23 protein-coding genes and 1 pseudogene are annotated in these 24,244 nt (G+C 59.8%); 7 read left to right on the top strand and 17 right to left on the bottom strand.

The features are described from left to right. Positions 1–17: 17 nt before the first annotated feature. The 4 genes from NKJ23_RS01745 to NKJ23_RS01730 all read right to left on the bottom strand — a co-directional run bounded on the left by NKJ23_RS01745 (position 18) and on the right by NKJ23_RS01730 (position 3,328). Positions 18–905, bottom strand: coding sequence for an arginase family protein (locus NKJ23_RS01745; protein ID WP_352677828.1), 888 nt, complete (start codon positions 903–905; stop codon positions 18–20). A 376-nt stretch (positions 906–1,281) separates the two neighbouring features. Beyond that, a complete protein-coding gene (locus NKJ23_RS01740) occupies positions 1,282–1,782 on the bottom strand; it encodes a DUF6496 domain-containing protein (RefSeq protein WP_352677826.1) in 501 nt (166 codons plus the stop codon). Positions 1,783–1,904: 122 nt separating this feature from the next. After that, a complete protein-coding gene (locus NKJ23_RS01735; protein ID WP_352677824.1) occupies positions 1,905–2,582 on the bottom strand; it encodes a dienelactone hydrolase family protein in 678 nt (225 codons plus the stop codon). Positions 2,583–2,593: 11 nt separating this feature from the next. Then, positions 2,594–3,328, bottom strand: coding sequence for a phosphoribosyltransferase (locus tag NKJ23_RS01730; RefSeq protein ID WP_352677822.1), 735 nt, complete (start codon positions 3,326–3,328; stop codon positions 2,594–2,596). A 315-nt stretch (positions 3,329–3,643) separates the two neighbouring features. On the opposite strand from NKJ23_RS01730, the gene NKJ23_RS01725 reads away from it, so the two are divergent. After that, entirely contained in the window at positions 3,644–4,054 is a 411-nt protein-coding gene (locus NKJ23_RS01725) for a CBS domain-containing protein (protein WP_352458287.1), read from the top strand. Between the two features lie 88 nt (positions 4,055–4,142). On the opposite strand, the gene NKJ23_RS01720 is transcribed toward NKJ23_RS01725, so the two are convergent. Further along, positions 4,143–4,622, bottom strand: a complete 480-nt coding sequence (locus tag NKJ23_RS01720; protein ID WP_352471471.1) for an Hsp20/alpha crystallin family protein — start codon at positions 4,620–4,622, stop codon at positions 4,143–4,145. Positions 4,623–4,906: 284 nt separating this feature from the next. Between NKJ23_RS01720 and NKJ23_RS01715 the strand changes: the two genes are divergently transcribed. Next, on the top strand, positions 4,907–5,344 hold the full coding sequence (locus NKJ23_RS01715) for a DUF2267 domain-containing protein (RefSeq protein WP_023677864.1): 438 nt from the start codon (positions 4,907–4,909) through the stop codon (positions 5,342–5,344). Between the two features lie 49 nt (positions 5,345–5,393). Beyond that, a complete protein-coding gene (locus NKJ23_RS01710; RefSeq protein ID WP_352471470.1) occupies positions 5,394–5,864 on the top strand; it encodes a YbhB/YbcL family Raf kinase inhibitor-like protein in 471 nt (156 codons plus the stop codon). Positions 5,865–5,888: 24 nt separating this feature from the next. Here the strand turns inward: NKJ23_RS01710 and NKJ23_RS01705 are convergent, their stop codons facing one another. Then, the gene (locus tag NKJ23_RS01705; RefSeq protein WP_352574935.1) at positions 5,889–7,364 is read right to left on the bottom strand and encodes an FAD-dependent oxidoreductase; all 1,476 of its coding nucleotides are present in this window, start codon (positions 7,362–7,364) and stop codon (positions 5,889–5,891) included. Between the two features lie 1,291 nt (positions 7,365–8,655). On the opposite strand from NKJ23_RS01705, the gene NKJ23_RS01700 reads away from it, so the two are divergent. Next, a complete protein-coding gene (locus NKJ23_RS01700) occupies positions 8,656–8,925 on the top strand; it encodes a hypothetical protein (protein ID WP_352677820.1) in 270 nt (89 codons plus the stop codon). Positions 8,926–8,949: 24 nt separating this feature from the next. After that, a pseudogene (locus NKJ23_RS01695) lies at positions 8,950–9,385 on the top strand (YqaA family protein). Between the two features lie 212 nt (positions 9,386–9,597). Here NKJ23_RS01695 and NKJ23_RS01690 read toward each other — a convergent pair. The 3 genes from NKJ23_RS01690 to NKJ23_RS01680 form a co-directional block, all read right to left on the bottom strand. Beyond that, the gene (locus NKJ23_RS01690) at positions 9,598–10,371 is read right to left on the bottom strand and encodes a sulfite exporter TauE/SafE family protein (RefSeq protein ID WP_352677818.1); all 774 of its coding nucleotides are present in this window, start codon (positions 10,369–10,371) and stop codon (positions 9,598–9,600) included. A gap of 221 nt (positions 10,372–10,592) precedes the next feature. Beyond that, positions 10,593–11,453, bottom strand: a complete 861-nt coding sequence (locus NKJ23_RS01685) for a DUF1259 domain-containing protein (RefSeq protein WP_352677816.1) — start codon at positions 11,451–11,453, stop codon at positions 10,593–10,595. A gap of 119 nt (positions 11,454–11,572) precedes the next feature. Beyond that, complete coding sequence (locus tag NKJ23_RS01680) at positions 11,573–12,199, bottom strand: hypothetical protein (protein WP_352677814.1); 627 nt, start codon at positions 12,197–12,199, stop codon at positions 11,573–11,575. 65 nt (positions 12,200–12,264) lie between these two features. Here NKJ23_RS01680 and NKJ23_RS01675 point away from each other — a divergent pair, with 65 nt between their 5' ends. Continuing rightward, on the top strand, positions 12,265–12,387 hold the full coding sequence (locus NKJ23_RS01675) for a hypothetical protein (protein ID WP_352574874.1): 123 nt from the start codon (positions 12,265–12,267) through the stop codon (positions 12,385–12,387). Positions 12,388–12,555: 168 nt separating this feature from the next. Here NKJ23_RS01675 and NKJ23_RS01670 read toward each other — a convergent pair whose 3' ends face one another. The 5 genes from NKJ23_RS01670 to NKJ23_RS01655 form a co-directional block, all read right to left on the bottom strand. Then, the gene (locus NKJ23_RS01670) at positions 12,556–13,926 is read right to left on the bottom strand and encodes a TRAP transporter large permease (RefSeq protein ID WP_352574876.1); all 1,371 of its coding nucleotides are present in this window, start codon (positions 13,924–13,926) and stop codon (positions 12,556–12,558) included. Between the two features lie 3 nt (positions 13,927–13,929). After that, on the bottom strand, positions 13,930–14,979 hold the full coding sequence (locus NKJ23_RS01665) for a TRAP transporter small permease subunit (RefSeq protein ID WP_352574878.1): 1,050 nt from the start codon (positions 14,977–14,979) through the stop codon (positions 13,930–13,932). A gap of 109 nt (positions 14,980–15,088) precedes the next feature. After that, positions 15,089–16,207: a TRAP transporter substrate-binding protein DctP gene (gene dctP / locus NKJ23_RS01660; RefSeq protein ID WP_352574880.1), complete on the bottom strand. Its 1,119-nt coding sequence runs from the start codon at positions 16,205–16,207 to the stop codon at positions 15,089–15,091. Positions 16,208–17,287: 1,080 nt separating this feature from the next. After that, positions 17,288–17,593, bottom strand: a complete 306-nt coding sequence (locus NKJ23_RS34620; RefSeq protein WP_502902478.1) for a beta-barrel domain-containing protein — start codon at positions 17,591–17,593, stop codon at positions 17,288–17,290. A gap of 116 nt (positions 17,594–17,709) precedes the next feature. Beyond that, complete coding sequence (locus NKJ23_RS01655) at positions 17,710–18,807, bottom strand: cupin-like domain-containing protein (protein WP_352574882.1); 1,098 nt, start codon at positions 18,805–18,807, stop codon at positions 17,710–17,712. A 183-nt stretch (positions 18,808–18,990) separates the two neighbouring features. On the opposite strand from NKJ23_RS01655, the gene NKJ23_RS01650 reads away from it, so the two are divergent. Beyond that, on the top strand, positions 18,991–19,131 hold the full coding sequence (locus NKJ23_RS01650) for a hypothetical protein (protein ID WP_352457634.1): 141 nt from the start codon (positions 18,991–18,993) through the stop codon (positions 19,129–19,131). Between the two features lie 67 nt (positions 19,132–19,198). Here NKJ23_RS01650 and NKJ23_RS01645 read toward each other — a convergent pair whose 3' ends face one another. The 3 genes from NKJ23_RS01645 to NKJ23_RS01635 all read right to left on the bottom strand — a co-directional run bounded on the left by NKJ23_RS01645 (position 19,199) and on the right by NKJ23_RS01635 (position 23,524). Next, on the bottom strand, positions 19,199–20,524 hold the full coding sequence (locus NKJ23_RS01645; RefSeq protein ID WP_352574884.1) for an HlyD family type I secretion periplasmic adaptor subunit: 1,326 nt from the start codon (positions 20,522–20,524) through the stop codon (positions 19,199–19,201). Continuing rightward, positions 20,521–22,128: an ATP-binding cassette domain-containing protein gene (locus tag NKJ23_RS01640; RefSeq protein WP_352574886.1), complete on the bottom strand. Its 1,608-nt coding sequence runs from the start codon at positions 22,126–22,128 to the stop codon at positions 20,521–20,523. Before NKJ23_RS01640 ends, NKJ23_RS01645 begins: the two co-directional genes overlap by 4 nt. Positions 22,129–22,225: 97 nt before the next feature. Beyond that, positions 22,226–23,524, bottom strand: coding sequence for a hypothetical protein (locus tag NKJ23_RS01635; RefSeq protein ID WP_352574888.1), 1,299 nt, complete (start codon positions 23,522–23,524; stop codon positions 22,226–22,228). Positions 23,525–24,244: the final 720 nt, after the last annotated feature.

Here is a 24,244-nt window from a genome sequence, read left to right as displayed (position 1 = left end):
GCAGAACTCCCATTGGTCTACCGGCCGCGAAGGGAAGCGACCAGAATGTCGATCAGCAGCTTGCCGCAGCGACGATCCGGATCGCGGTCGGGATCATAGATCGTCACCTCCATCCCAATCACGCGTGGATCGTTGCACCATGTGCGAAGGGCTTCGACAGCTTCGTCGGGCAAGACACCGCCGGCATCCGGCGAATCGACAGCCGACATGATCTCGCTGTCCAGCACGTCGACATCGAAGTGAACGAATACACCCTCGACGTCCTGCCCCGCGACCGCGTCAAGCGCTATGCGTGCCGCATCGGCGAAGCCGCGCCGCCGCACTGCAGCCAAATCCATCCGGTGAACATCGGTGTCGAAGATGGCCTTGGACGTGTAAGTCGCGGGGTCCTGCACATCGCGATAGCCAAACGCGACTACGTCGGCCTCACGGACCAAAGGAGTGTGCTCGCCGAAATCGGTCAGGAGCGTCGGGCCATGGCCGGTCACGAAGGCCAAATCCATGCCCGCGGCTCCCTTTGACGGCGAGGTATCCGGCAATTTGAAATCGGTGTGCCCATCGAAGAAGATAAGGCCGTAGCGGCCACGACGCCGTAGCGCGAGCGCAGGGCCAAGCAACACACTGCAATCGCCGCCGAGCATGAGCAGAAACCCTCCCGAGTTCAGCTCCTCGTCGACCGCTTCGGCAAGCGTCTTGGAATACTGGCGCAGGGCCTGGGCATTGCGCACGCCCGTCGCAGGATCCACCTCAGGCCGATAAGGCGGAGCCCGAACCGAGCGCAACGGACCGGCGCCCAAACGGTCGGCGAGACCAAGCGATTGAAGTGCCTCCGGCGCCTTCCACACGCCGGGCTCCGGCTCACCCTCCTGCGGCATCAGCCCAAGATTAGAGGACGCGCCGAGCAAAGCGATATGTCTCGCCTGAGTGGTGGCTCGCGGCATTGTCGTGCTGGCAGCTGAGGTCATGATCAGAGTTCTCCGCGTTATGGGCGATACGCATCATGCTCAAGAAACAGGCTGCGCTTTCCTAACCGGTCTCCCGCTGCCCCTGCCGCCGAGTACCTCCGGTCGGTGTCACGCGTCAGGCAGCATCGCGAGCGACGAGTATTGCTCGTTCAGCGCCACCGTGTCGTCAGCGGTGATTTCGAAGTCGATGTTGTCCCGCAGATGCAGGCTCTGGTTCGCCTTGGGCAGCGGCGTTGTCCCGCGCTGCCGGGGCAGAGCTCGATACCGGTCGTTTGGGCCATATCGGATTTCCAGGAGGCGAACTGCCGTCTTTGAACTATGCGTGGTGTGCGCGCGTTCTGGCGGCCTTCTGCGCCGCCGCCTTCCTTCCGCTGGCGCCTTTCGTCTCGGCGGCCTTCTTGGCGGCGGCCGAGCGCTCCTCAGCCGTCCGGCGCGAGGCCGCACGCTTCGCCTGCTGCGCCAGCGCCTCGTGCGACGCCGTGCTCTTCGGCTCGTGCTCGAGCACCTTGGAGACGGCTTTCGAGACCCGCGGGCGGCGTTTCGGCGTGCGTTCACCCTGGCCGGCCTCATAGGCGTATTCGGCGCTTTTGCGCGTGCTCTCCTTCACCTTGCCCTTTTTGGGCGGGGGCAGGTCTACGCCTGCGCGTCTCGCCTCGGAAAGCCCGATGGCGATGGCCTGCTGGGTCGAGCGCGCGCCGTGCTCGCCGCGGCGGATTTTATCGATCTCCTCGTGCACGAACTCGCCGGCCTGTGTGCTCGGCGATTTGCCCTCGCGCTTGTCCTTTTGGGCCTTCTCGATGGTTTTCTTGTCCGGCATTGTCTTTCTCCCACATACGGGTTGCGACAGCCATTCGGATTGCAGCTGCGCGCGGTCTTATGAGGATCATAACGCGTTGAGGACGCAAATGATCCCGGCACTGGTGATCCAAGCCCCAGCCGTCAGGACGTTGACGCCGATCTGTCCGAAATCAGATGGCGCAAGAACCATCGGCTCGCCAGACCCGCGACTTCGTCCAGGGCGCCAGGCTCCTCGAACAGATGTGTCGCGCCAGGGACGATGGCGAGCTCCTTCTCGCTGCGGAGCGCCGCCAGCGCCGAGCGGTTGAGTGCGATCACTTGCGTGTCCGCGCCTCCGACGACGAGCAAGGTCGGCGCCCGGACGCGCGGCAGGGCGTGCGCTGCAAGATCGGGCCGGCCACCACGCGAAACTACGGCCGCGGCCTGGTCGGGCCGCTCGGCCGCCGCCACCAGGGCGGCACCGGCGCCCGTGCTCGCGCCGAAATAGCCAAGACGCAACCCCGACGTGTCCGGCGAGGCGCCGAGCCAATCCGTGACGCCGACCAGCCGGTCGGCGAGCAGTCCGATATTGAAGCGCAACTCGGCCGTGACCTGGTCGATCCGCTCCTCTTCGGCCGTCAACAGGTCGATGAGGAAGGTGGCGAGGTTCGCCTCGTTCAGCCTTTCAGCCACGTGGCGGTTGCGCGGGCTGTGGCGGCTGCTTCCGCTGCCGTGGGCGAAGAGCACAAGGCCGCGAGCATCCGGGGGCAACGAAAGATTGCCCTCAAGCGTGACAAGCCCCGCGGGAACATGCACGACGTACTCGCTATCCCGGTCCATATCCACCTCCGCTATGTCGATCTGGTGCCAGGCGCCGGACCCGCGCTCGCGCGCCCAGCCAATTCCTCTTCGGAAGCGGCAGGCTTGTCGGAAGCCGCAGGCTTGGGCACGGACCTGGCGAGGAGCGCGCGGACCTCTTCATCGCTCGTCTGCGAGAAATCCACGTACCAGCGCCCGACACCCAGCAACGGCTCTGGTGTCGTCGCGCAAACGACCTCGTCGGCGTCCGCCCGCATCGCGTCGCAAGTGTCGGGGCTACCGACGGGAACGGCCGCGACAATATGGGCGGCGTGGTTTTTTCGCAGCGCCTTGATCCCGGCCCGCATGGTCGATCCGGTCGCAAGCCCGTCATCCACGAGGATAATGGTTCGTCCATTCAACTGCGGTGGGGGTCGCCCGTCCCTATAGAGGTGCTCGCGGCGCAGAAGCTCTTTTTCCTCCTTTGCAGCGACCGCGTCGATGACATGTGGCGGGATCGCGAGACCGTTGACGATTTCGTCGTTCAGGACACGTACACCTGAGGGCGCGATCGCCCCCATGGCCAGTTCCTCGTGACCGGGGACGCCGAGCTTGCGCACGACGAAGACGTCGAGCGGTGCCTTGAGTGCCTGCGCGACCTCGTAGCCGACCGGCACGCCGCCTCGGGGCAGCGCCAATACGATCACATCGTCGCGGCCGGCAAAGCGAACGAGTTCCCCGGCGAGTTGCCGCCCGGCCTCGCGGCGATCTGAAAAGATGATAGCCATGACCTTCAATCCGCGTGCATCTGTTTTCCCGGTGGATTTTTTTTCACCAGCCTGCGGCCACATTCCGTGGGATGGCTGCGGCACCGGTACCATTTTGGAACTCGCTCGCTGCCTGGACGTTCCAAGAATAGTTTCGATCGCGAGGTGCCGGCACCGGCACGCGCCTCAGCGCGGATCGGGAAGATCGAAGATAGTGATCGGTACATGCCTCGTCCGGCCAGCTGGCAATCTAGCGATGCGTGGCAACAGGCCCGTCTGGCGACTTGTTGCCTCAGCAATCAGGGAAAGGAATATCCCATGCAAGTTCAGGAGATCATGAGCCGTCGGACCGAACTGGTCGGCCCGAACACGACAATCAGGGATGCCGCCCGGAAAATGCGGGCCGACAATCTCGGCGCCCTTCCGGTCGGCGAGAATGACAGGCTGGTCGGCATGGTGACGGACCGCGACATCGTGATGCGCGGCGTCGCCGAGGAGCGCTCAGCCGGCAACACGACCGTTCGCGAGGTCATGTCCGAGCATGTCTATTGGTGCTTCGATGACGCCGATATCACCGATGCGGCGAAGATCATGGCCAAGCATCAGGTGCGTCGTCTTCCGGTGATCAATCACGACAAGCGCCTCGTCGGCGTCATTGCCCTGGCCGACCTCGGGCGGACCGATAAGGAAGCCGCCAAAATCGCTCTCGAAGGCGTTTCCGAGGCAACGGACGATCCCCGGCGCTAGACGCTCGCCTGGGCGGTTGCCGCCGTGCTCGCCGTTCTTCTCCATCTGGGCTGAACGCCGCCTGCTCAGGCAGCCTTCAGTTTGGCAACTATCGCGCTTTCACTTCTATGCGGCGTGTCTTGTCCTTTGCAGCGGGGTTCTTCGGAAGCTCGACAGCCAAAATGCCGTTCCTGAAAGTGGCCTGCACCTTGTCGGCATCGATCTCCGCTTCCAGCGGGATGGTCCGCTGAAACCGGCCATAACTGCGTTCGCTGTAGGTGCGGCCGCCTTCGCCTTCCTTGTGCTCCGAACGCTTCTCGCCCGTAATAAAGAGGGTGTTTTCGCGCAGCTTGAGCTCAACGTCCTTCTGCTCGAGCCCCGGCAATTCGGCGGTGACCTTATAGGCTTGGTCTGTTTCATGTACGTCGACGCTCGGCCAAAGATCGCCGGCCGTAGTCGCTTCGGCCATCGGCGCGAAGAAGTCGTCGAACAGGCGGTCAATCTGCCGGTGGAATGACGTGAGCGGGTCGCGCGCGGATGGGTAGAGGCTGCGCGATGGCGTCCGGGGCGCCAAATCGTGATGTGCCATGGTTCTTCTCCTTTTTTTCGTGTCTGCATCACTCGTCGCCATGTGATCGGCGACGGCAAACAAAACTCGTCCACCCATGAGGATGTTCCGGGTGCCGGCCAAGAAAGGTGGTCGAAAAACAGCGGCAAAAAAGCCGGCCCGAATTCCCTCATGACGGGACCTCCGACAACAGACGGGACCTCCGACAATAAATGCGCATCAGGACATGCGCATGGGGGAACAACGGGCAGGTACGGCTGTTTGGTCACATCACCTAGTCGGATTTGAACGGAAGGAGGATTTCGATGAATGCCACCGGACTCGACGTATTCGACAAGACACTGCAGACCACGAACATCTGGCTCGACGAGATCATGGACGAGATTGGACCGGATCGGCAGGTCGCCTGGCACGTTCTCGGAGCGGTGCTGCACGCCCTGCGCGACCGTATGCAGCCGGATCTTGCAGCCCACCTCGGCTCGCAGCTGCCGATCCTGGTGCGCGGCGCCTTCTATGACCAATATCAGCCTTCCAAAGCTCCCGAGAAGATGCGGTCGCTCGACGAGTTTCTGGCCAAGATCAAGGCGGAGCTGGAATTTACCCGCCCGGTCGATTCCAAGGATGCATTCAGGGTCGTGTCCAAGGTACTCGCCCATCACGTCGGAGAAGGACAGATGCACAAGGTCTGGGAATCCCTGCCGGGCGAGATAAGACGCGTCGCCGAAGCTCAGCAAGCGGCGTGAACGGCGCAGGCGCGGGCTTCTCGGTCGCAACCTCCTTGGGGAAATAGCAATGCCACTCACCCTTATCAGCCCGGCGTTCCGGGCAGGCGGAAGAATTCCCGAAAAATATGCGCGTGACGGCCAGAACGTCTCGCCGCCGCTGAAGTGGTCCGGTGTCCCGGATGGTACCAAGAGCCTTGTTCTTGTCGTGCGGGATCCCGATGCACCAAGCGGGATTTTCGGGCACTGGGCAGTGTTCAACATCCCGCCGGATGCCGGGGGACTAGCCGAGGCCGAAGACGGCAAGCCCGGCCCGTCGGCACTCAGGCAAGGCACCAACGATTTCGGCAATGCCTATTACGATGGTCCGCAGCCGCCTGCAGGGCACGGCGTCCACCATTACCACTTCCTGCTGGCCGCGCTCGATGTGCCGAGCCTCAGCGTACCAGGACAGGCGGGCGTGCATCAGGTCTGGAAGCAAGCCCAGAAACACGCATTGGAGGAGACGGAGCTGGTCGGAACCTACGAACGGCCGGCGTGACGCGGGCCGTGTGGGTCGCCGCCTTCACAATGTAATCTGGGCAAGCGGTTTTCGGGCAGGGCCGTGGATGACTGAACCGTCGGCGGCGAAGATCGAGCCGTGGCAGGGACAATCCCAGGTGTGGTCCGCATTGTTCCAGGTTACGGTGCAGCCCTTGTGGGTGCAAATCGCCGAAACCGCCTGGAGTGCGCCTTCGGTGTCTCTCCACGCCGCAATCTTTTCGTCTCCCCTGACGATCACGCCACCCATGCCAGGCGCAATGTCGTGGGTGCTCGAGACGATCGATTGACTGCGGCCGTTCTTGTGGAAGTCCTCAGGATAGGGCCGGGCCGGATCGTAGAGTTTTTGCCATGGGCTCGGGCGGCCGCAGATCAGGTCGGCGATCATCGCGCCCACGGCCGTCCCGTTGGTGATGCCCCAGGCGTTGAAGCCCGTGGCAATGTGGAAGCCGGCGGCCTTGGCGGGATCGGGCTCGCCGGCATATGGAATCCTGTCGGCCGTATCATGATCCTCATTGCACCAGCGCCACGCGACGTCGCCGACCGAAAGGTTCTTTCTTGCCCATTTTTCCAGTTCGACGAACCGCTTGGCCACGTCGCCATCCCAGCCGGTATTGAATTTGGGGCCGAGCGCGACCAGCAGTGGACCTTCGGCATCACGGCCCGTGCGAATGGAATGCGTCGGGTCGTCGATGCCGATGAACATGCCGTCGACAGCAAAGGGATCATCGATCCGAAAGGCCATGGCGGTGTGGCAGCGCGGCTGCGTTCGGTTCGCCATGCCGATGGGGCTTTTTACCGTCATGTTGGTGGCGACGACGACATGCCCGGCATCAACGGCGCCGCCATCGGTGGCAACGCGCCAGCGGCTTGCCTCGTCGATCGAGGTGGCGCGGCTGTTTTCGAAGATCCGACCGCCACGGGCCGTCACCGCTTCCGCCAGGCCAACCAGATACATCGCCGGATTGAACTGCGCCTGGTCAGAAAACCGTAGCGCGGCGGCCGTTTCGAAAGGCAGCGGCGCGTGGTCGAGGATCTCGGCCTCTAGCCCGACCTGGCGCGCGGCCTCCGCCTCGGCCGCGACCTCCGCGCGCCGGCTTTCATCGCAGGTGTAGCTATAGGCGTCCTTGCTCTCGAGATTGCAGGCGATGGCGTACTCGCGAACCCAATCGCGGATCTGTTTGGCGCCGGCGGAATTCGCATCGGCATAGGTCCGCGCCAGGTCCCGGCCTAGGCTGTCAATGAGATGACGATAGATCAGCGCATGCTGCGTGGTGATCTTGGCCGTCGAGCGGCCGGTCACCTGGCCACCTGTCCGCAAGCCTTCCAAGACGATCACCGACCGGCCCGTCTCGCAAAGCCGAAGCGCCGTCGTCAGCCCGACGATTCCAGCCCCCACGACAACGGCGTCCGCACGGACCAAACCTTCGAGCTGGGGATAGTTCGTGGAGGTGGCCGTCGCCACCCAACAGCTCCCCGGTTTTCCCAAGAGAGTGGCCATTTCAACCGCGTTCCTTGCTTTTGCTTTTCGATGCACTTTCATCGACAACCGCGCCGGCAGAGGAACGTTCCCGAGGTTCGTCGCTTTCAATCGTTCTCTCGCCACCCGGGTCAGAAAAGCACCGGGAAGGTGCGAGGTGCAGGCCATCACCCAGGTGATCGCCTCGCGGTCGTATTCGTCGCCGGAGCGCCAGTCCTCGAAGAAGGCGTTCAGCCTATCGACACGCCCCGGCCAGATACCGGCGGCCTGCAGGCCGAGCGAAACGCCGTAATTGGTGAAGGCGAACTTGGTATCGCGCAGCCATGGCGCCCGGCTGAAATAACCGGGCGGGTCGACCCACATCGTTTCCAGGGTTCGCAGCGAACGCCTCGTCTGGGCCTCGGCCCACGGCTCGTCGGGAAAGAAATGGGCGAGCCACAGCATCATGCCGAGGCCGAGGTCCTGCTCGATGTCGAGGCTGCGCCAATCGCGCTCCATCAGGTCACGCATCTGCGCGATCTCGGGCGCCAGTTCCTCGTCGTCGAGCATTCGGTAAGAGACGTAGCCGTCATAGGCATCCATGCTGCCGAGGCCGTAGCCGGGGTAAGGACCGCTCAAATCCTCCTGCATCTTCCAGATCACGCCGCGGCCGGGGACCACAAACGCCGGGTGAATGTCCCGCGCCAGCGTAATGCCGCGCTTGCGGTATTCCGGCTTCAGATCGCCGAGACGCGCCAGGGCGAACAGCCACATCGCCAGATAGTGGAAATACTGGCCGTCGCGATCGGCCGCTTCGCCGATCCTCAGTCCGCGCCGGCGGCCGAGCACACGCTCGACATCGGCCACCAGCCGCTCGGCTTCGCCCAGCCAGCGCTCTTCGCCAGTCTCCGCATAAAGCGAGACGTAGAGCACGACCCCGAATGCATCGGTCCACAGATATCGCAAGCCGTTGGGCCAGATGCCTTCGCCGCGCATCCAGTCGAGTTTTTGCAGGACATAATCGACGTCACGCAGCATTGCACCAAGCCCCGAATCCACGGCAGACTTTGCCGATGTTCGGTTCCATGCGATTGCGGGCATGCGGCATATCTGCCTCCGCTCCGGTTGGCCTTAGCCAGATACCGCGAAACGATCTGATCGGCGGCAGGTTCCTTGGCCGCTTTCACCGGCGCGACCCTCACGATTCTCGCGGAGACTTTGCAGGCTGAAGGAACAGCAGAATTATGATGCGCTGCGCTGGCCACGGACCGGTATCGCAACTGACGCTGCGCCGAAGCCCTTCAAGGTCGCCTGCGATCTGGCTGAAGGGACGTTGGAAATCGTCGACACGGCGGCCGGCGAGCGGATGCGGCTGACCATCGATCGGCATGCCGACGATCTGACAGCGACGGTGATCATCGACCGGCCCAACGGGCCGGAGACGCTTCGCCTCGAAGCCGTCGCCGACAACCATCATCGGCTTGAGAGTACGGTGGCTCCGGCCGAGCCGCATGAGTTCCAGGCAAGTCTGGTGCTGACCGCGAAAGATCGCGAACAGGTGCTGCCGTTCAAGATGGTCGAACCCGAAGGTCACCATCATTAGGTCGACTGGCGGATATGCGGTTCAATGACCGATCTCGCGGCCTGTGCTGGTCTGTTCCTGGCGGCCTTGCTCGCCGCCACGATCCTGCCGATGCAATCGGAAGCAGTGCTGGTCGGGCTGCTGCTTGCGGATTATTCGCCCTGGCCAATCATCGCCGTCGCGAGCGTCGGCAACGTACTTGGATCGGTGATCAACTGGCTGCTCGGGCGAGGCATCGAGCGCTTCCGGAGCCAACGGTGGTTTCCGATGAACCAAGCGCAACTGGAGCGCGCGCAAGTGTGGTATCGCCGCTACGGAAAGTGGTCGCTCCTGCTGAGTTGGCTGCCGGTCGTCGGTGATCCGCTAACCGTCGTCGCGGGCGTCCTGCGCGAGCCTTTTCGGGTTTTCCTTTTGCTGGTCACGGCCGCCAAGGTCGGGCCGCTATCTGGTTCTTGCCGCGGTGACCCTGAGCGTGATCTAATCTCACGAAGCTTCTCGAAGCTGAGCTGGTTAGGTCGGCTGGTTCGAAGGAGCCAGCCCAAGAGCCACGTCTGATACAGGCGGTCGGGAAGCCTAGCCTTTCTTGACGGCGACCTTGTCAAGGGGCCGCGCGCAGTCCTTTCGCCAGCTGCTGCGCGTCGCGCGACCGGTCAACCAAGCTACGGCGCAGCGCTCCAGCCAACATCGACATTGTTAAGACATTCCTGGGGCCGCGCGCCAGGCCTGCACAACGAAGCTGTGCTGGTTCCAGATCATCAGCGCTCCACTCACAGCCATGAGCGCGACCACAAGGCCGCGGAACTGTCGTCCACTCAGGCGCTCGAGCCAGCGCTTGGCCAGCAGATTGGCAAGCGCAGCGCCCAAACCCGCGGCTGCGCCGTACATGACCGCCTGACCACCGAGCGCGCCAAGTCCGGTGAATACCGCGATCTTGACGACATCGGTCACAAACGAGTTCACCGATTTCGTGGCGACCAACGTCTCCTTCTCCGAACCGTAGTTCAGATAGAGCGAATTCAGGACGGGTCCCACCGTGCCCATCAGCGCCGACAACAGCGCGACGATCAGGCCGGCCGGGAGGAACCACCAGCGGCGGGCTCGGTAGCTCCGCTCGCGCGCGCCGCCGCGAAATTCCCAGACTGCACTGATCAGATAGATCCCTATGAGTATCTGGAGCCATTCCGCCCGACTGTTGGCGAAGAGCCAGGAGCCCGCCGCGGCACCGGCGATGGCGCCGGGCAGGTACCAACGGACCAGGCTCCAATCGATGTCGCGCCGGAAGGCCAGGGCGCGGATGGGATTGCCGATGAGCTCGGTCAAGGTGATGACCGGCGCAACCGCCGCGCTCCCTGTGATGAAAGTCACGGCGGGGATCAGCAATAGACCTCCGCCTCCGGCCGAGAGGGTGTTCAGTGTCCAGGTGAGGAACCCCGCCAACGCCAGGAGGCCTAGTCTAATCCAGTCCATCCGATCAGAACGAAGCGGACCTTTGATCGTTCCGAACGCGTCGGTTCGCAAAAGCCCGGCCCGCCCCTTGAGTCTCGTGTGCGATGGAAAGGTGATCTCAGGCGCAATGCTGGTGGCGGAGAGACGCCGTGCCAGAGAACCATTCCCGAGGCGGGAAGAAGGCCGACGATCGCTCCGAGTCGGCCGAACTCCGCCGTTGGACGCGCGCGCGGACGCCCAATCTAGCTCTTTTTGACGGCGACCTTGTCGAGGGCTGCGCGCAGTCCTTTCGCCAGCTTCTGCGCATCGTCGTACGCCCAGAAATGCATGAAGAAGAGCCGCGGCTGCTCATCGAGCATGTGGCTATGCAACGCGGTGATCTCGATGCCGTTGTCCTGCATGGCTTTGATAACCGGATTGACCTCCTTTGCTGTCAGCACAAAATCACCCGTGATCGCCGCCTTGCCGCCACCTGTCGATTGGAAGTTGATCGCTATTGCCGAGCCCATGGCCGCCGGCACTTCCATTCCATTTTCCTCGACCGGCTTAGCGCGCGGGATCGTGAACTGGTAGACCGCGCCATTGGCTTTACCCTTATAACCGATGGTTTGGTCGACACCGGCCGTGTCGAAGTCGATCTGCGGAGCGGCTTGCGGCTGGGCGCCGCCTCCCATCGGTGTTTTGCTCAACGCCAATCCGGCATGAAGCGCTGTTGCGAGCGTAACCGGGTCGCCTTGGCCGAAGACGTGCATGTAGAGTGTCATCGGCTCCGCGCGCAGCAAGTGGTTGTGTACCGCAGTGATCTCGATCCCGCTTTCTTCAAGCTTCTTCATGACCGGGTTCACCTCGTCCTGCGTCAGAACGATGTCGCCCATAACCATTGCCTGATCTCCCATGGGTTCGAACGCGATCCAGCCTCCAAGCGCAAATCCGGGTTTCAGGGCCACGCCGTCGAGCGAAACCTTCAGGTCCGTTCGCGGCAGCCCGACCCGGTAGACGCCATCAGGCGTCTCGGTTCCGGATTTGCCGAGCGCCTTAGCGATTGTTTGCCAATCGGGTGCCGCCGATGCCGGTTGGAGCAGCGCCGACATCGCGATCAGCATTGCTCCGGTCACGAGTTTTGCATGCATGGGATTTCTCCTTGTGATCTGCCCCCCAATTTGTCATGCGGCTGCTGGCTTCGTGGCGGGAGGGTCGGCGCCGCGCATGATCGCGGCAATGATTACGATCGCCGGGTCGCGCTCGAGCCCATTTTTGGATCGGGCTCGCCGGCATATGGAATCCTGTCGGCCGTATCATAATCCTCATTGCACCAGCGCCCCACGACGTCGCCGACCGAAAGGTTCTTTCTCGCCCATTTTTCCAGTTCGGCAAACCGCTTCGCCACGTCGCCGTCATAGGCATCCATGCTGCCGAGACGGTAGCCGGGATATGGGCTGCTCAAATCCTCCTGCATCTTCCAGATCACGCCGCGGCCGGGGACCACAAATGCCGGGTGAATGCCGCGCGCCAGCGCAATGCCGCGCTTGCGGTATTCCGGCTTCAGATCGCCGAGGCGCGCCAGGGCGAACAGCCACATCGCCAGATAGTGGAAATACTGGCCGTCGCGATCGGCCGCTTTGCCGATCCTCAGTCCGCGCCGGCGGTCGAGCACACGCTCGACATCGGCCACCAGCCGCTCGGCTTCGTCCAGCCAGCGCTCTTCGCCAAGTTCCATATAAAGCGAGACGTAGAGCACGACCCCAAAGGCATCGGTCCAGAGATAACGCAAGCCGTTGGGCCAGATGCCTTCGGCGCGCATCCAGTCGAGTTTTTGCAGGACATAATCGACGTCACGCAGCATCGTCACGCAGCATCGCGCCAAGCCCCGAACTGGCAGAGCCGGCCCGTGTTCGGTGTCCCGCGATTGTGAGCATGCAGAATTTCGAGCATGTCTCTCCTCGTCCGGTTGATCTATCGCGAAACGATCTGATCGGCGGCGGGTTCCTTGGCCATCTCGGCAAGGACAGATGGGGCGGCATTCCCGGGGCGGCGTAGGCGAGATAACCAAGACTGGTCGAGTGCGATACACCCGCATTCGCAGCCAGGATTGTTTCAAGAAGCGATCTCATGACGACGTGCAAAGGAAGGCAAAAAGGTGACGCCGTTCAAGCGAAAAGCTATCAAATTCGACTGATCCTCGGTGTCGGCAAGCCGCAAATGTGGTCAATTGCCTCCGTACATGACCTTCGGGAGCCAGACGACGATTGAGGGGAACACGATGCACAGTCCCACTCCGATCGCCTGCAGGCACAAGAAGGGGACTGCGGATCGAAAGATCGTCGCCATCGAGATCTCCGGCGGCGCAACGCTCTTCAGATAGAACAGCGAATAGCCGAAAGGCGGGCTAAGGAACGCCATCTGCATGTTGACCATGAAAATGACACCATACCACAGTGGCACGTCTTCAGGAGCCACACCGGCTAGCCCAAACGTGCCGCCGAATTCGAGTGGCTTTAGGATGGGCAGAAATATCGGTACGGTGAGAAGGAGAATGCCCACCCAGTCCAGAAACATGCCCAGGACGAACAGAATGATCATCATCAGAACAAGAACGCCGTAAGGCGCCAAGCCTGTTCCGAGTATCGATTCGGCTACGAAGTTCTGCCCACCTTTCAGGATAAAGAAACCGACGAACATGGTGGCGCCGAAGAATATCCACATGACCATCGCCGTGGCCTTGAGCGTCGCGACACAGGCCTCCCGGATCGTGTCCCAGGTCAGGCGCCGATGTGCGGCGCAGACGATGAAAGCCCCGAACGTACCGATGCCGGCGGCTTCGACCGGCGTGGCAATGCCCATGAAGATGACCCCGAGCACAAGCAGGATCAGCAGTATCGGCATGAACGTCCGGCGCAAAAGCTTGAGTTTTTGGGCGAAGTCAATGCGCTCGTTCGGCGGCAACGCCGGGCCGAGTTTGGGGTCGATGTAACAGCGCGCCGTCACGTAGGCGACATACATCCCGGACAGCAGCAGCCCGGGAAATACCGACCCGATCAAAAGCTCGCCCAGCGACTGCTGCGCCACGACGGCATAGACGATCGCCATGACGGAAGGGGGTATGAGAATGCCAAGGGTCCCGCCAGCAAGAAGCGAGCCGCAGGCGAGCTTGGCGTCGTAGTTGCGGCGCAGCATGGCCGGGAGCGCGATCATGCCCATCGTCACTTCCGTCGCCCCGACGACACCGACCATCGCGGCCAGCAGCGTGCAGGAGATCACCGTGGCCGATGCGAGCCCGCCTTTGAGTCCGCCCAGCCATTTGTAGACGACATCGAACAGCTCCTCGATGATGCCCGCCTTCTCGAGAATCGCGGCCATGAAGATGAAAAGCGGCACCGCCGAGAGCTGATAATCCGTCATGAACGGGAAGACCCGAGACGGCAGCATGTTCAGCATGGCCGAATTGCCGAACAGAAAGAGGAAAAGCACGGCAAGGCTGCCGGTGCAAAAGGCCATCGGTAATCCGAGCAGCAAAAGTACGCCCAGACCCCCGAACATCAATATGCTGAGCCACAGGATCGGAAGCTCGAGGCCCATCGCTCAGCCGATCCTTCCAAATGCAGTGGCGATGTCTCGCATCAGCCGGGATAGGCCCTGAAGCAACAGGAGCGCTGCCCCGATGGGGATCGCGAGCTTTACCGGCCAGTATTGGATGCCCCATTCGGTGAATGAGCGTTCGCCAACCGCCGTGGCATCGCTCGCAAATCGCCATCCTGTGACCAGCATGGTGCCGGTGAACAAGAAGAAGAAGGCCGAGGTGATGATGTCGCAGACAGCACGACCGCGTTCGGAGAGATGGCTGTAGACGATGTCTACCCTGACATGCGTTTCGTCACGGTAGGCATAGGCGCCTGCCAGCATGTACTGGATGCCGAACATAAGAAACATGCTTTCATGTACCCAGTTGGTCGGTGAGTTGAAAACAAAACGGGCCACCACTTCGTAGTAGTACGCCACCACTGCGAGAACCGACCAATACGCGACGAACTCGCCCGTCACGCGTACCAGCCAGTCGACCGGCTCGAACAACGCGAGCGGTTGCTTGACGGGCGTGGCTGGCACATCGACTACGAGCGGATGGTCGGCCGCGGCGCGCTCGATCTCACGGGTGCGGGCGCGCCGCACAAGACCGGGTATTAGAAGGGCGTCGCCTGCGAGAGCGAGACCAAGCAGAAGTCCGGCAATTCGGCCGATGCTGTTGGCGCGCTCGAGCCCATGGGCGGCGGCGCTCAGATTATCGCGCGCCACCGTGGCGTCTGCCTCAGCTTTCGCCAGGCGATCGGCAGCGCCTTCTTTGCTGGCTGCGACATCTGCCTTGGCACGCGGCAACAGCCTTTCGGCGTGTTCGCTCTGGGATCGCGCGAGCGACACTGCCTCACGTCCGTCGCGTACCTGGGCGCTCGTCCAAAGCACTGCAATGAACAGCGGGATAAAAATGAATCCCCACCTGCTCTTCAGATAAAACCGGTGCATGCCGAGGAAGCCTGCAGTGACCAGGAACAGGTAAGCAAGAAAGAGATTTGGACGGCCGGCATCGCGCTGTGCCCGCTCGCGATGGACAAGGAAGACCGCAACGAGCGGGAAAAGCACGAGGCTTGACCAGTATAGCCAGTGCGGCAGCACAAATGTGAGTGAGGGCATCGGCGACTGCCTCTTGCAGGAGAGTGCGCCCGCCCGGACAGGACGGGCGCGGAGAGCCTCAGAGGTTGATCGACAATCCCTGATACATGTCCGGCGTCACGTAACCGACGGTCGGGTTCTCCATCACCTCAAGCTGCAGTTTGAAGATGCGCGCCGCGTCCTTATCCTTGTTGGCCCACTCGAACCAGATTGGCACCGCGATTTCCTGGAACTTCTGGAGGTCCTCCGATCCAAGCCGATTGATTTCAATGCCGGCATCCAGGAATTTCTGCCAGGCCTCCATGTCGGCCTTCTGGATGGCCCCGAAATGGACATTGGAATAGACTTGGATTTCGTCTTCCACGAACTTCTTGAGGTTGTCCGGGAGTTGGTTCCAGACATTCATGTTGACGGCAAAGTCCATCAGGTCGACGGGCTGGTATACGGACATCAGACCGGCTGGGCCCATGGAAATGTACTTGGTCACCTGCTGGAACCCGAGCGCCCAGTTTACCGCCGGCCCAGTGTAGTCGGCTGCATCGATCGTGCCTTTCTCCAGCGCGGAGAACACCTCGCCGCCCGGCAGCAGCGTCGTCTTGGCGCCGGCTTTTGCGAATGTCTCGGCGATCATGCCGCCAGGTACGCGCAGCTTCAGGTCTCTGAAATCCTCGATCGAGCGGATCGGTGTCTTTGAGTGGATGATGTTCGGGCCGTGATGAATGCGGTTGACGTAGTAAAGACCTTGTTTCGCATAAAGGTCGCGCGCGGCCTGCAGACCACCTTTCGAATAGAAAAAGATGTCCCATTCGTGCGGATAGCGTAGCCCCATCGTGTAAGAGGAGAGGAACGCCGCAGCGGGAAGCTTACCGGCCCAGTAAAGTGAAAACGAGTTCATCGCTTCCAGAACGCCGTTCTTCACCCCGTCGAGGAGTTCGAAGTCACCAACGATGTCCTTTGCCTTGAACGGCTGAAATTCGAGTTGGCCTCCGGTCTTTTCCTTGATGGTCCCACACCAGCTCTGGAAAGTTTCAAGTCCGACGCCAGCCGGCCACGAGGTTTGAATTTTCCAGATGATTGTGTCAGCGGCTCCTGCCCTTCGAACCCAGGGAGCGGTAACCGCCGTCGCCGTCAGCCCGGCGACAAGTCCGCTCAACTTCAGAAAGCTTCGCCTTGATTTGGAATGCGATTCTCCGTCCATTGTCTTCCTCCCTGTTCGGCAAGCGGACAAACGATAGGCCCACCGCCGGTCTCAAAAACTGAAAACTAATGACACACCCTTTTTGAGGGATCAGAGCATGCCAGCGCCACGAACGACAGAGAAAGAAACGGCGCAGCATCCAAATAACATAGCGCGACGCAAGCATTTTCAACCACTGCGCGCCCGACCCGTAATATGCTCGTGCGTTTCAATAAATCCACGGTTTTAGTGGGTTATCGGCTAGTCAACGCGGCGTTCCTTCGGCTTATACGAAGCTCGGTGCGGCTTCCGTCCCTGCTTCTCAAGCCGAAACATTGGCCAGGTGACTGCACTCCATGGTCCTGGTCTGCGTCCGCTGCCTGGTTCGAGTGATGCGCATCGGTAGGACTCTCTACCCCGAGCAATCGCGTGACTGGCTATTCCCAGCAGAGAGCGAACGCGGTCACGTCATCGAGCACAAGAGAAATGCAGCGATCTGTCGAAATGGGGGAATGACCTGCGGCAGACTTTCCGGACAATCGCCCAGGCTGCAGGCGTTGCGGAGTTGGACGTCCATCTTCTGATGAACCACTCGATCCCGGGGGTTAACGCAGGCTACATCACGCGCAACAAGCTGCTGAGCGATCACCTGCGACAGCAACAGGAAGCAGTCTCACGTCGGATGCTCGAAGCTGGGCGGTCGCGAGGGAATCAAACGAGGCTTCGCGCCTGGCCCGTCCTTCCCAGCAGGCGCCTATTTTCTGAGCTGATGAGCGGCAAGGATTAGCGGCATCAAACGTGCTCGGGGGGTCGAGTCGGTAGAGCGCTACCGCCTTTCCCCACACTCGTCGAGCTGCCAATTCAAGCTGCGTTGCTGCCGGTGAGCAGAGTCCGCTTGCCGGCGCGCCATATGAAGCACAATAGCAAGGAAAATCGTAAGCGGTGTTTCCGCGCGCCAAAACAAGATCGCCAGAGACGGGCTGTATGGGTCCGGTGACAAGTGTGCGCATGTGAAATGCCGCGACCCGGAGAATTCAAGTTTAGCTCTCTTCTGGTCCCGCGAATTCTGGAATAAGACATTATATTCGCCCAAATTATACTTTAACTTGAGCTCCAAATTCCTTTTGCCCGTCTCTTTATCCACGAAGGGCGCGACCCATAGCGGCGTAGACAGGAGCGCTGAGATACTCCCATGCAGACCTCGCTCCAGTTTCGATCATGACCTGCGTGCATTCCAGCTTGCAATGCCACGGGCACTGCTTTCAAAGACTCCGGTCTCAGAACAATTCGAACTGAATAGAAAGCTTGACCGGTCCGAGGATCAATCAGTTGGTCAGCTGAAAGAGTGCGAATATCGCCGCTCATCGCTTGCTGGTAACGTCTGCTCACAGCGTTCAGCCAAACCATCGCGTAACCGCCGTCCCCTCCTCAGCTTGTCGCAGGATGAAGGCGATCTGCACCTCCGAAAACTTCAACTCAGTGGAAAATTCCAGCTCAGAACGGTCAGAAATCCGGGCTGCAGGTCACTGCCGAACAGGTAGTCCAACCGCGGGATGCGAGAGCGCCTCAAACTCTGCCTTCGTTAGGTGTTGCTCGGTCTGAAACCACCGCGCCATGAGGACTCCGAGATCTTCGGGGATCCGCAACGCCTTTGCTTGGTCCCGCCCCAACTGCGCCAGGAATGCGCACCATTGATCGTATTCGGTTTTGCCGGTGTCGCTCTTCCACTCAACATAGGCATGCTGGGCCAGAGTCTTAATTTCGTCGGTGGGGATCGGTTCGATGCCGTAACGGTATGCGCCTTGCAGGACCTGATAGCCGAATACAAGCAGAGCGCCGGCCCAGTCCAGCGCACTCCGTCTCAAACGCCGGTTGATGCTGACAGAGAATCCCTCGGTTTCAACCTCATGCCACCAATCGACCGGCATATACAAAACGTCACCTGCATTCAGTACGGCAATCTCTCCATGCAGTTGATTCAACAACGGGAACTGGTCAAAATCGGGATTATTCAAATCCACAAGCGCCCGCCTGGGCTTGTCGGCCGTCTTTTCATGCTGCGGATAGATGAAACTATAATCCCAAGGGGGGAACATTTTTACGGCTTTTGTCCCGTGTAGCTGCACCAGGAATGCGTACCAATGATCATAATGCGCCTTGGCGGTAACCCCTTCGGAAGCAACATAGGGAGACGAGCCAACGAACTCCAGGTCGCTTGGCCAAGGCAATGCCTCCAGAAGACTGCTCGGGACTTTCCCGCCAAACATGTAGTAGCGCTCGTTTGCATCGATCAGTGGTTGCCATTCCCCCTGGCCTAGGATCCGCTCGAACAACTCACGGAAGGTCATCTCGTGTGTCATCCCGCTCTTGCGTAAGACATAGGATGCAGTGGAAACCGTGGTCTCGTCCCCTGGAACCACCGTAACCTGCCCGGTATGCCGCGCCCATTTGGGGTCATCCAATCCCCAACCGTCGGAGGCTGCAACCCAGCCTCGAACAACAAACGGCCGATTTTGTCGGATTGCCGTGGAGATTTGCTTGCTGTCAATCTCCTCGATCGGTTTCATGTTAAGCTTTGGCGTTTCGCGAGCTGATTCAGCGAGTTTGGCGTTGCTGGCCATGGTTTCCACCCTTATTGAGATGACCTTAATCAAAGAAATGAAATACAAATTGCGTTTCAGTTGGATGATATGTGGCTGTCGAGAGCGATGTCGTCGTGCATTCGAATGGCAGCGATCCAGACACTTGGTGTTCAATGGCCGTGCTGATCGACGAAAGCCGTCACCTGGCAGCGGGATACGCCGATGGCCTGGCAGAGCTTGGCGCTGTTTCCATTCCTCACCGTGCGCGAGAATGTCGAGTTCGGCCTGCGCATGCGCGGCGTCGACAGGGCCGAGCGGCGGCGACGCGTCGACTGGTGGCCGCGAATCTGGAAGAAGACATAATACTCGATACTCGCCCCAATTATACTTGAACGGGAGCGTAAAAGTCTTTGTCTATTGCTCGTTCTCTTTATTCACGAAGAGCACGTCCCATAGCGGCATAGACCGGCGCGCTGAGATACTCCCATGCTGACCTCGCTCCAGTTTCGATCATGACCTGTGTGCCCATTCCAGCTTGCAATGCTCCAGGCTTCAAAGACTCCGGCCTCAGAACAATTCGGACTGAATAAAAAGCCTGACCGGTCCGAGGGTCAATTAGCCGGTCAGCTGAAAGAGTGCGAACGTCACCACTCATCGGTTGCTGGTAACGTCTGTTCACAGCGCTAAGCCACACCGTCGCGTGCAGCCCCACTTTCACCTGATCGACGTCGAGGGGGTCAACGTTTGCCACAACAACGAAGCTATCCTCCTGAGGGACGATGTCCATCAGCGGCTCTCCCGCCGTTACGACCCCTCCGTTCGTGTGGACCTTAAGTCCCACTATGGTGCCTCCGATAGGAGCACGTATCTCGGTACGCGTCGCCACGTCATCAGCAGCGGCCATTCGCTGCTCGTATTCGTATATTTTGGCGCGGGTTTCTCCTAGTGTCTCGACGATATCGGCCGTCGTCGAGGCGCTAAGTTCGGCAATCTTGAATTTCGTCTCCTCCATCTTTTGCTGGGTCGCGCCGATCGACGCTACATACCCGCTTAGGGCACCTCCCACGTCCGCCTTTTCTCTTTCCAAATCTACAAGGCGCGTCCTGACTACCAACTTCCTTTCGTACAGGCTGCGCACATCACCTAATTGCTCCTCGATCAGCTCGAGCTTCCGGGTAGCCGCTACCACTTGCCCTTCAAAACCCTCTATCTCCTTCGCCATGCTTCCGGTTGCTTGCTGCAGCAGGGAGAGCTGCTCTCTGAAGAGGTTTTGACGTGTCCGAAAGACACTCTCCTGCCCGGAAACAGCATCCGCTGCCAATTTGCCGGACGCTTTCAATTCAGCCGGAATTTCGATCGAGTCCTTTCCATCTCTTTCCGCGACCAAGCGCGCTTCCGTAGCCTTCGCCTCGTACCACTGCGCCTTGATTTCATTTGCAGCAGCCGCCGAAGCGGTGTTTTGCAATCGTATCAACACCTGGCCTGGCGACACGCGATCTCCTTCTTGAGCCAATATCTCTGATATGATGCCGCCTTCGAGGTGCTGAACTGTCTTTACGTTTGACGCGACATTCACCACCCCGGTGGCCAAGACCGCACCCTGGATAGGTGCCGCGACAAGCCACATGCCGGTCAGGGTCGAGAAGGCAGCGACAATCGCGAAACCAGAGATCACTAAACGCCTACCAAACGGCGGCGGATCTTCGGCTCGCTGGGTACCGGGGTGTTTGGTGCCAAGGGCGAGCGAAGCTATCACTTAACGCTCCGCAATTCAGTTTTCCCGAAAGCAACGGGACGAACGGAACCTCCGGTGATCTCGGGCGATCGACTTCCTAGGATCAGCGACCTATCAACTAATCCGGCAAGACGGTTGGTCTGTCCGGATATGGTGACAATTACCGAGCTTCCCGCATCCTTCATAAGCCTAACCGCCGACTCGAGGGTCTTCTTCGAGGCAGCGTCCAAATTGGCGAATGGCTCGTCCAAGACAATAAGTCTCGGCGCGCGAAAGAGCGCGCGGGCAAGGGCTACTCGCTTCCGTTCACTCCCGGACAGGCCGACCGAGTCGTTAAGCAAAGTGTCATAACCCTGGCCCAGACGAATGATAACTTCGTGTATTCCGGCTATTTTTGCTGCGGAAACCACGTCATCGATAGAACTTTGTTGAAAACGTGCAATATTTTCCGCGACGGTTCCGTCAAAAAGTTCAACGTGCTGAGGTAAATAGCCGATGCCTCCAACTCTAACATTATCCGGAAGCCTGGTTATGTCCATGTCTCCCAAGCGGATCTGACCGGTGCGGGGCTTGAGCAAACCAATGAGAAGACGAGAAAGCGTCGTCTTGCCGGTGGCTGCACGTCCTATGACCAGCAGCAATTCCCCAGGAGCCAGAGAAAGCGACAGTTTCCTAAATACGTCTGCTCGCGATCCAGCATGCCTGAATGTAACTTGATCGAGAACTAACGAGCCTTGCGGCGTTCCAGGAAGCAGAGACGGCTCTACGTCCAACGGTTTGGCAAGCTCCGCCTTGATCTGAGAGTATCCCTCCCGCGCTTCCCTGAGGCTTCTGAGCTCCCGAACTGCCTTTTCCACCATTCTGTAAGCAAATCTGGCAATGAGCCGGGCTGCAAATACGCCTCCGAGGGACGCCGAATCGTTCAGGAACAGCCAGATGCCCGATGCCAATAGAACTATGTAAACGCAACGGTTCAGCGCCCGGATCGCTGCATCAAGGCTCGATCCTCTGGCATTAAGCCGCTCCCGTTGCAAAAAGCCATCTACTCTGTTCCTACCCCAGCGACCGGCGATCGCGTCGGCCATTGCGAAGGCGCCGACTACGTCTTTGTGCCTTTCCGCTGAGATCAATACCTCTTTCGCCTGCTTGGCAGCTTCACGTTCAGCTTGGCGGGGCTCTTGTGTGATCTTTTCTTTGAGCAGGCTCATACCTGTCAGCAAAGCCATGCCTGCCAACGCGATCAGGCCGAGAACAGGATGGATCACGTATACACATAACAGGAAAACGGGAGCCCAGACCACGTCCAGCCAAGCAGCTAGCCCTCGCTCAACAAAGCTGGAGACTTTCTCGATGCTGGTCAGAAGCGGCGGATTGGGGACGCCTGCCGTCAATCCGGCTTTCACGGACTGGCTGGTCAAGTGGTGCTCGATCCAAACGCTCCAGCGGGAAAGCATACGACGACGAATGGCTTCCAGCACGACGCCGGTTACCAGAGCGAGCAAGGCGGCCAAGGTCAGAATAACGAGGGTTTCCACGCTGCGGCTGGAAATGACCCGGTCGAATATTTGTATAAAATAAAGCGGCCCAGCAAATCGGAGCGCATTGATACAGACACCAAAACCCACAACCGCAGCAAGGCCAGGTATCGACCTTCGCCACATTTCGCTGAGGGGGGCGCTGTACCGCCGCCTACCTCGTGTTCTCAGCAAGGACACCGTCTTTTCACGCCCGCCCAAGCGGGGCATGCTGGTCGGGGTCCTCGTTGAAAATTCCCGAGAAATTCATGATCATCCCCTCCAAATCGTCATGAGGGCTCAAAGCAGGTCCCGCAAGAACATTTGGCTGAAGCCGATTTGCTGCCCAAAGGCGTTCATCGTGATCAACTGCCTCGAACATCGACCAAGCTCCGCTCACGAGGTTGTACATTTGGGTGGCGGACAGGGGAGGGCACCCGAGGGCTTGGACCAGGCTGCCCAGAGATGACTTGAGGGCTCCACGGGTTTTTGCCAGCACTGCCGCTTCAATCAACTCAGCGGGCGCCTGGATCGACATAAATGCGGGGTTCGAGCTTTGCGATAGCAACTCGGGTAAGGTGACCGAGACGCTCCCAAAGGGACTGGGCCATGTCGCCCTGCTGTCACTGGCAGGCCTTCCCGGGCCAGGTGTTTCTCCCAACTCTGCCAGAATCAGTTCGTGCGCGAGCTTCCCTAAAAAATCAATTCGCAGCTGGGAAGAGTAGGCTCGACCTTGGTCGAGTGCCGTCATTGGATTTGGGGAATCAGCAATACGCCGTAGATATGGATTATTGCCCTGTCCGTTAGCCAGTTTTTCAGAAGCGCGAGCCTTTAGAACGGGGCTGAGTGCCCCATCCTGGAGCTCCCATGGGGAATAGACATGCAGGCCAGTGGCTTCTTCAGCCTCCCTCACACCGAGCGGCGATCGGCCGATCCTGCCACTAATTGCAAGTACCTTGTGGCCAGCAGCGCGGAGGGTATCAACTCCATACTTTGCTCCCATCGCGTCATAGGAAGCGAAAATCGCGCCAAGAGCCATGCTCCGAAAAGATTCAGCCAGAATTAGCTCGGAAGTTTCCTTCTGCTGCAGCCCATCGGCAATCTCAATAACAGCGACGTCACATCCATTTTCAGCGGCATGGTTCAGTAGGCGGAAAGCACCCTTCTCAATCAACTCTACCGGGGCTAAATACGTCGTTGCAAATCCGGCATCTGTGAAATCAAGAACGATGTCGGCTCCGGCATCCCGCACAATCCAGGTGTCGCCACCCGAGCCAGTTCCTGTAATTTTCAGTGCCGCGACCTTCAGTCCCGCCTTTTTGAACCCTCGGACCAATGACGTTGCCGTCAATGTCTTGCCGGCGTTCATTGACGTCCCAAGCGACAGAACAATCGGCAGAGAAGGGGGTAAATCGTCTGAGCTGACCTTGTAATCCCACACGTTTAGCCGGCGGCCGAACTTGTCGCCAATCAGGCCGAGCGGGGTGATCTTGGTTGGCGCCAGCATGCGAGCATGCCTGGAAAGCTCACATGCCGCGATGCCGCCCCCCGCTACCAAGTCGCACGGCCCCAGATCGGGGCCTATTACCGCCTCGAACTGGTCAGGAGCGTACCTGTTTCCATAACAGAGGATTATCTCATCTCCGCGAAACATGATCGCCTTTCGCCCGCAGATGAGCTCCAGTCTGCTGTGATTGCCGAGTTCATCAACGCGCGCCAAAACAAGATCGCCAGCGACGGGCTGTATAGATCCGGTAACGAGTGTGCGCATGTGAGATGCGGCGACCCGGCGGGTGGCGAATGCTCGTTTAGCTCTCTTCAGGCGCCCGCGCTTAATTCTTGAAACGGACATGAACTCCCCAACTTACATTTGGATGGCATTTAGAAGTCTTTTCTGTTATATGTATAAGATTAAGCCCTTTTCTATACTCCTCTCCGTTTGCAATCGATTATCCAATAACCAATATGATTGGATAAATATGATTAGATAAATAGCATTAGATGCCCAAAATACATACCCAAGCTGACGACTTTTAACGGCTATTAACACTATAATGTCTGGATCTCTGCCATTCGAATGCATGACGACATCTCCCCGCGAGGCCACATACCATCCAGCTGCATTGTCCGGATCAGGCCGGCGGGAAATCCACTGGTCTTTCAAGAGAATAAGAACGCGACTTCCGGATGCTGCGGCCGTAGCGTTTAGGCTGAACGTGGGGGATCA

This window comes from Mesorhizobium sp. M0184 (assembly GCF_040322215.1).
GTDB lineage: Bacteria > Pseudomonadota > Alphaproteobacteria > Rhizobiales > Rhizobiaceae > Mesorhizobium.
Note: the sequence above shows the minus strand (reverse complement) of the source record. Positions and strands in the feature narration are given on the sequence as shown.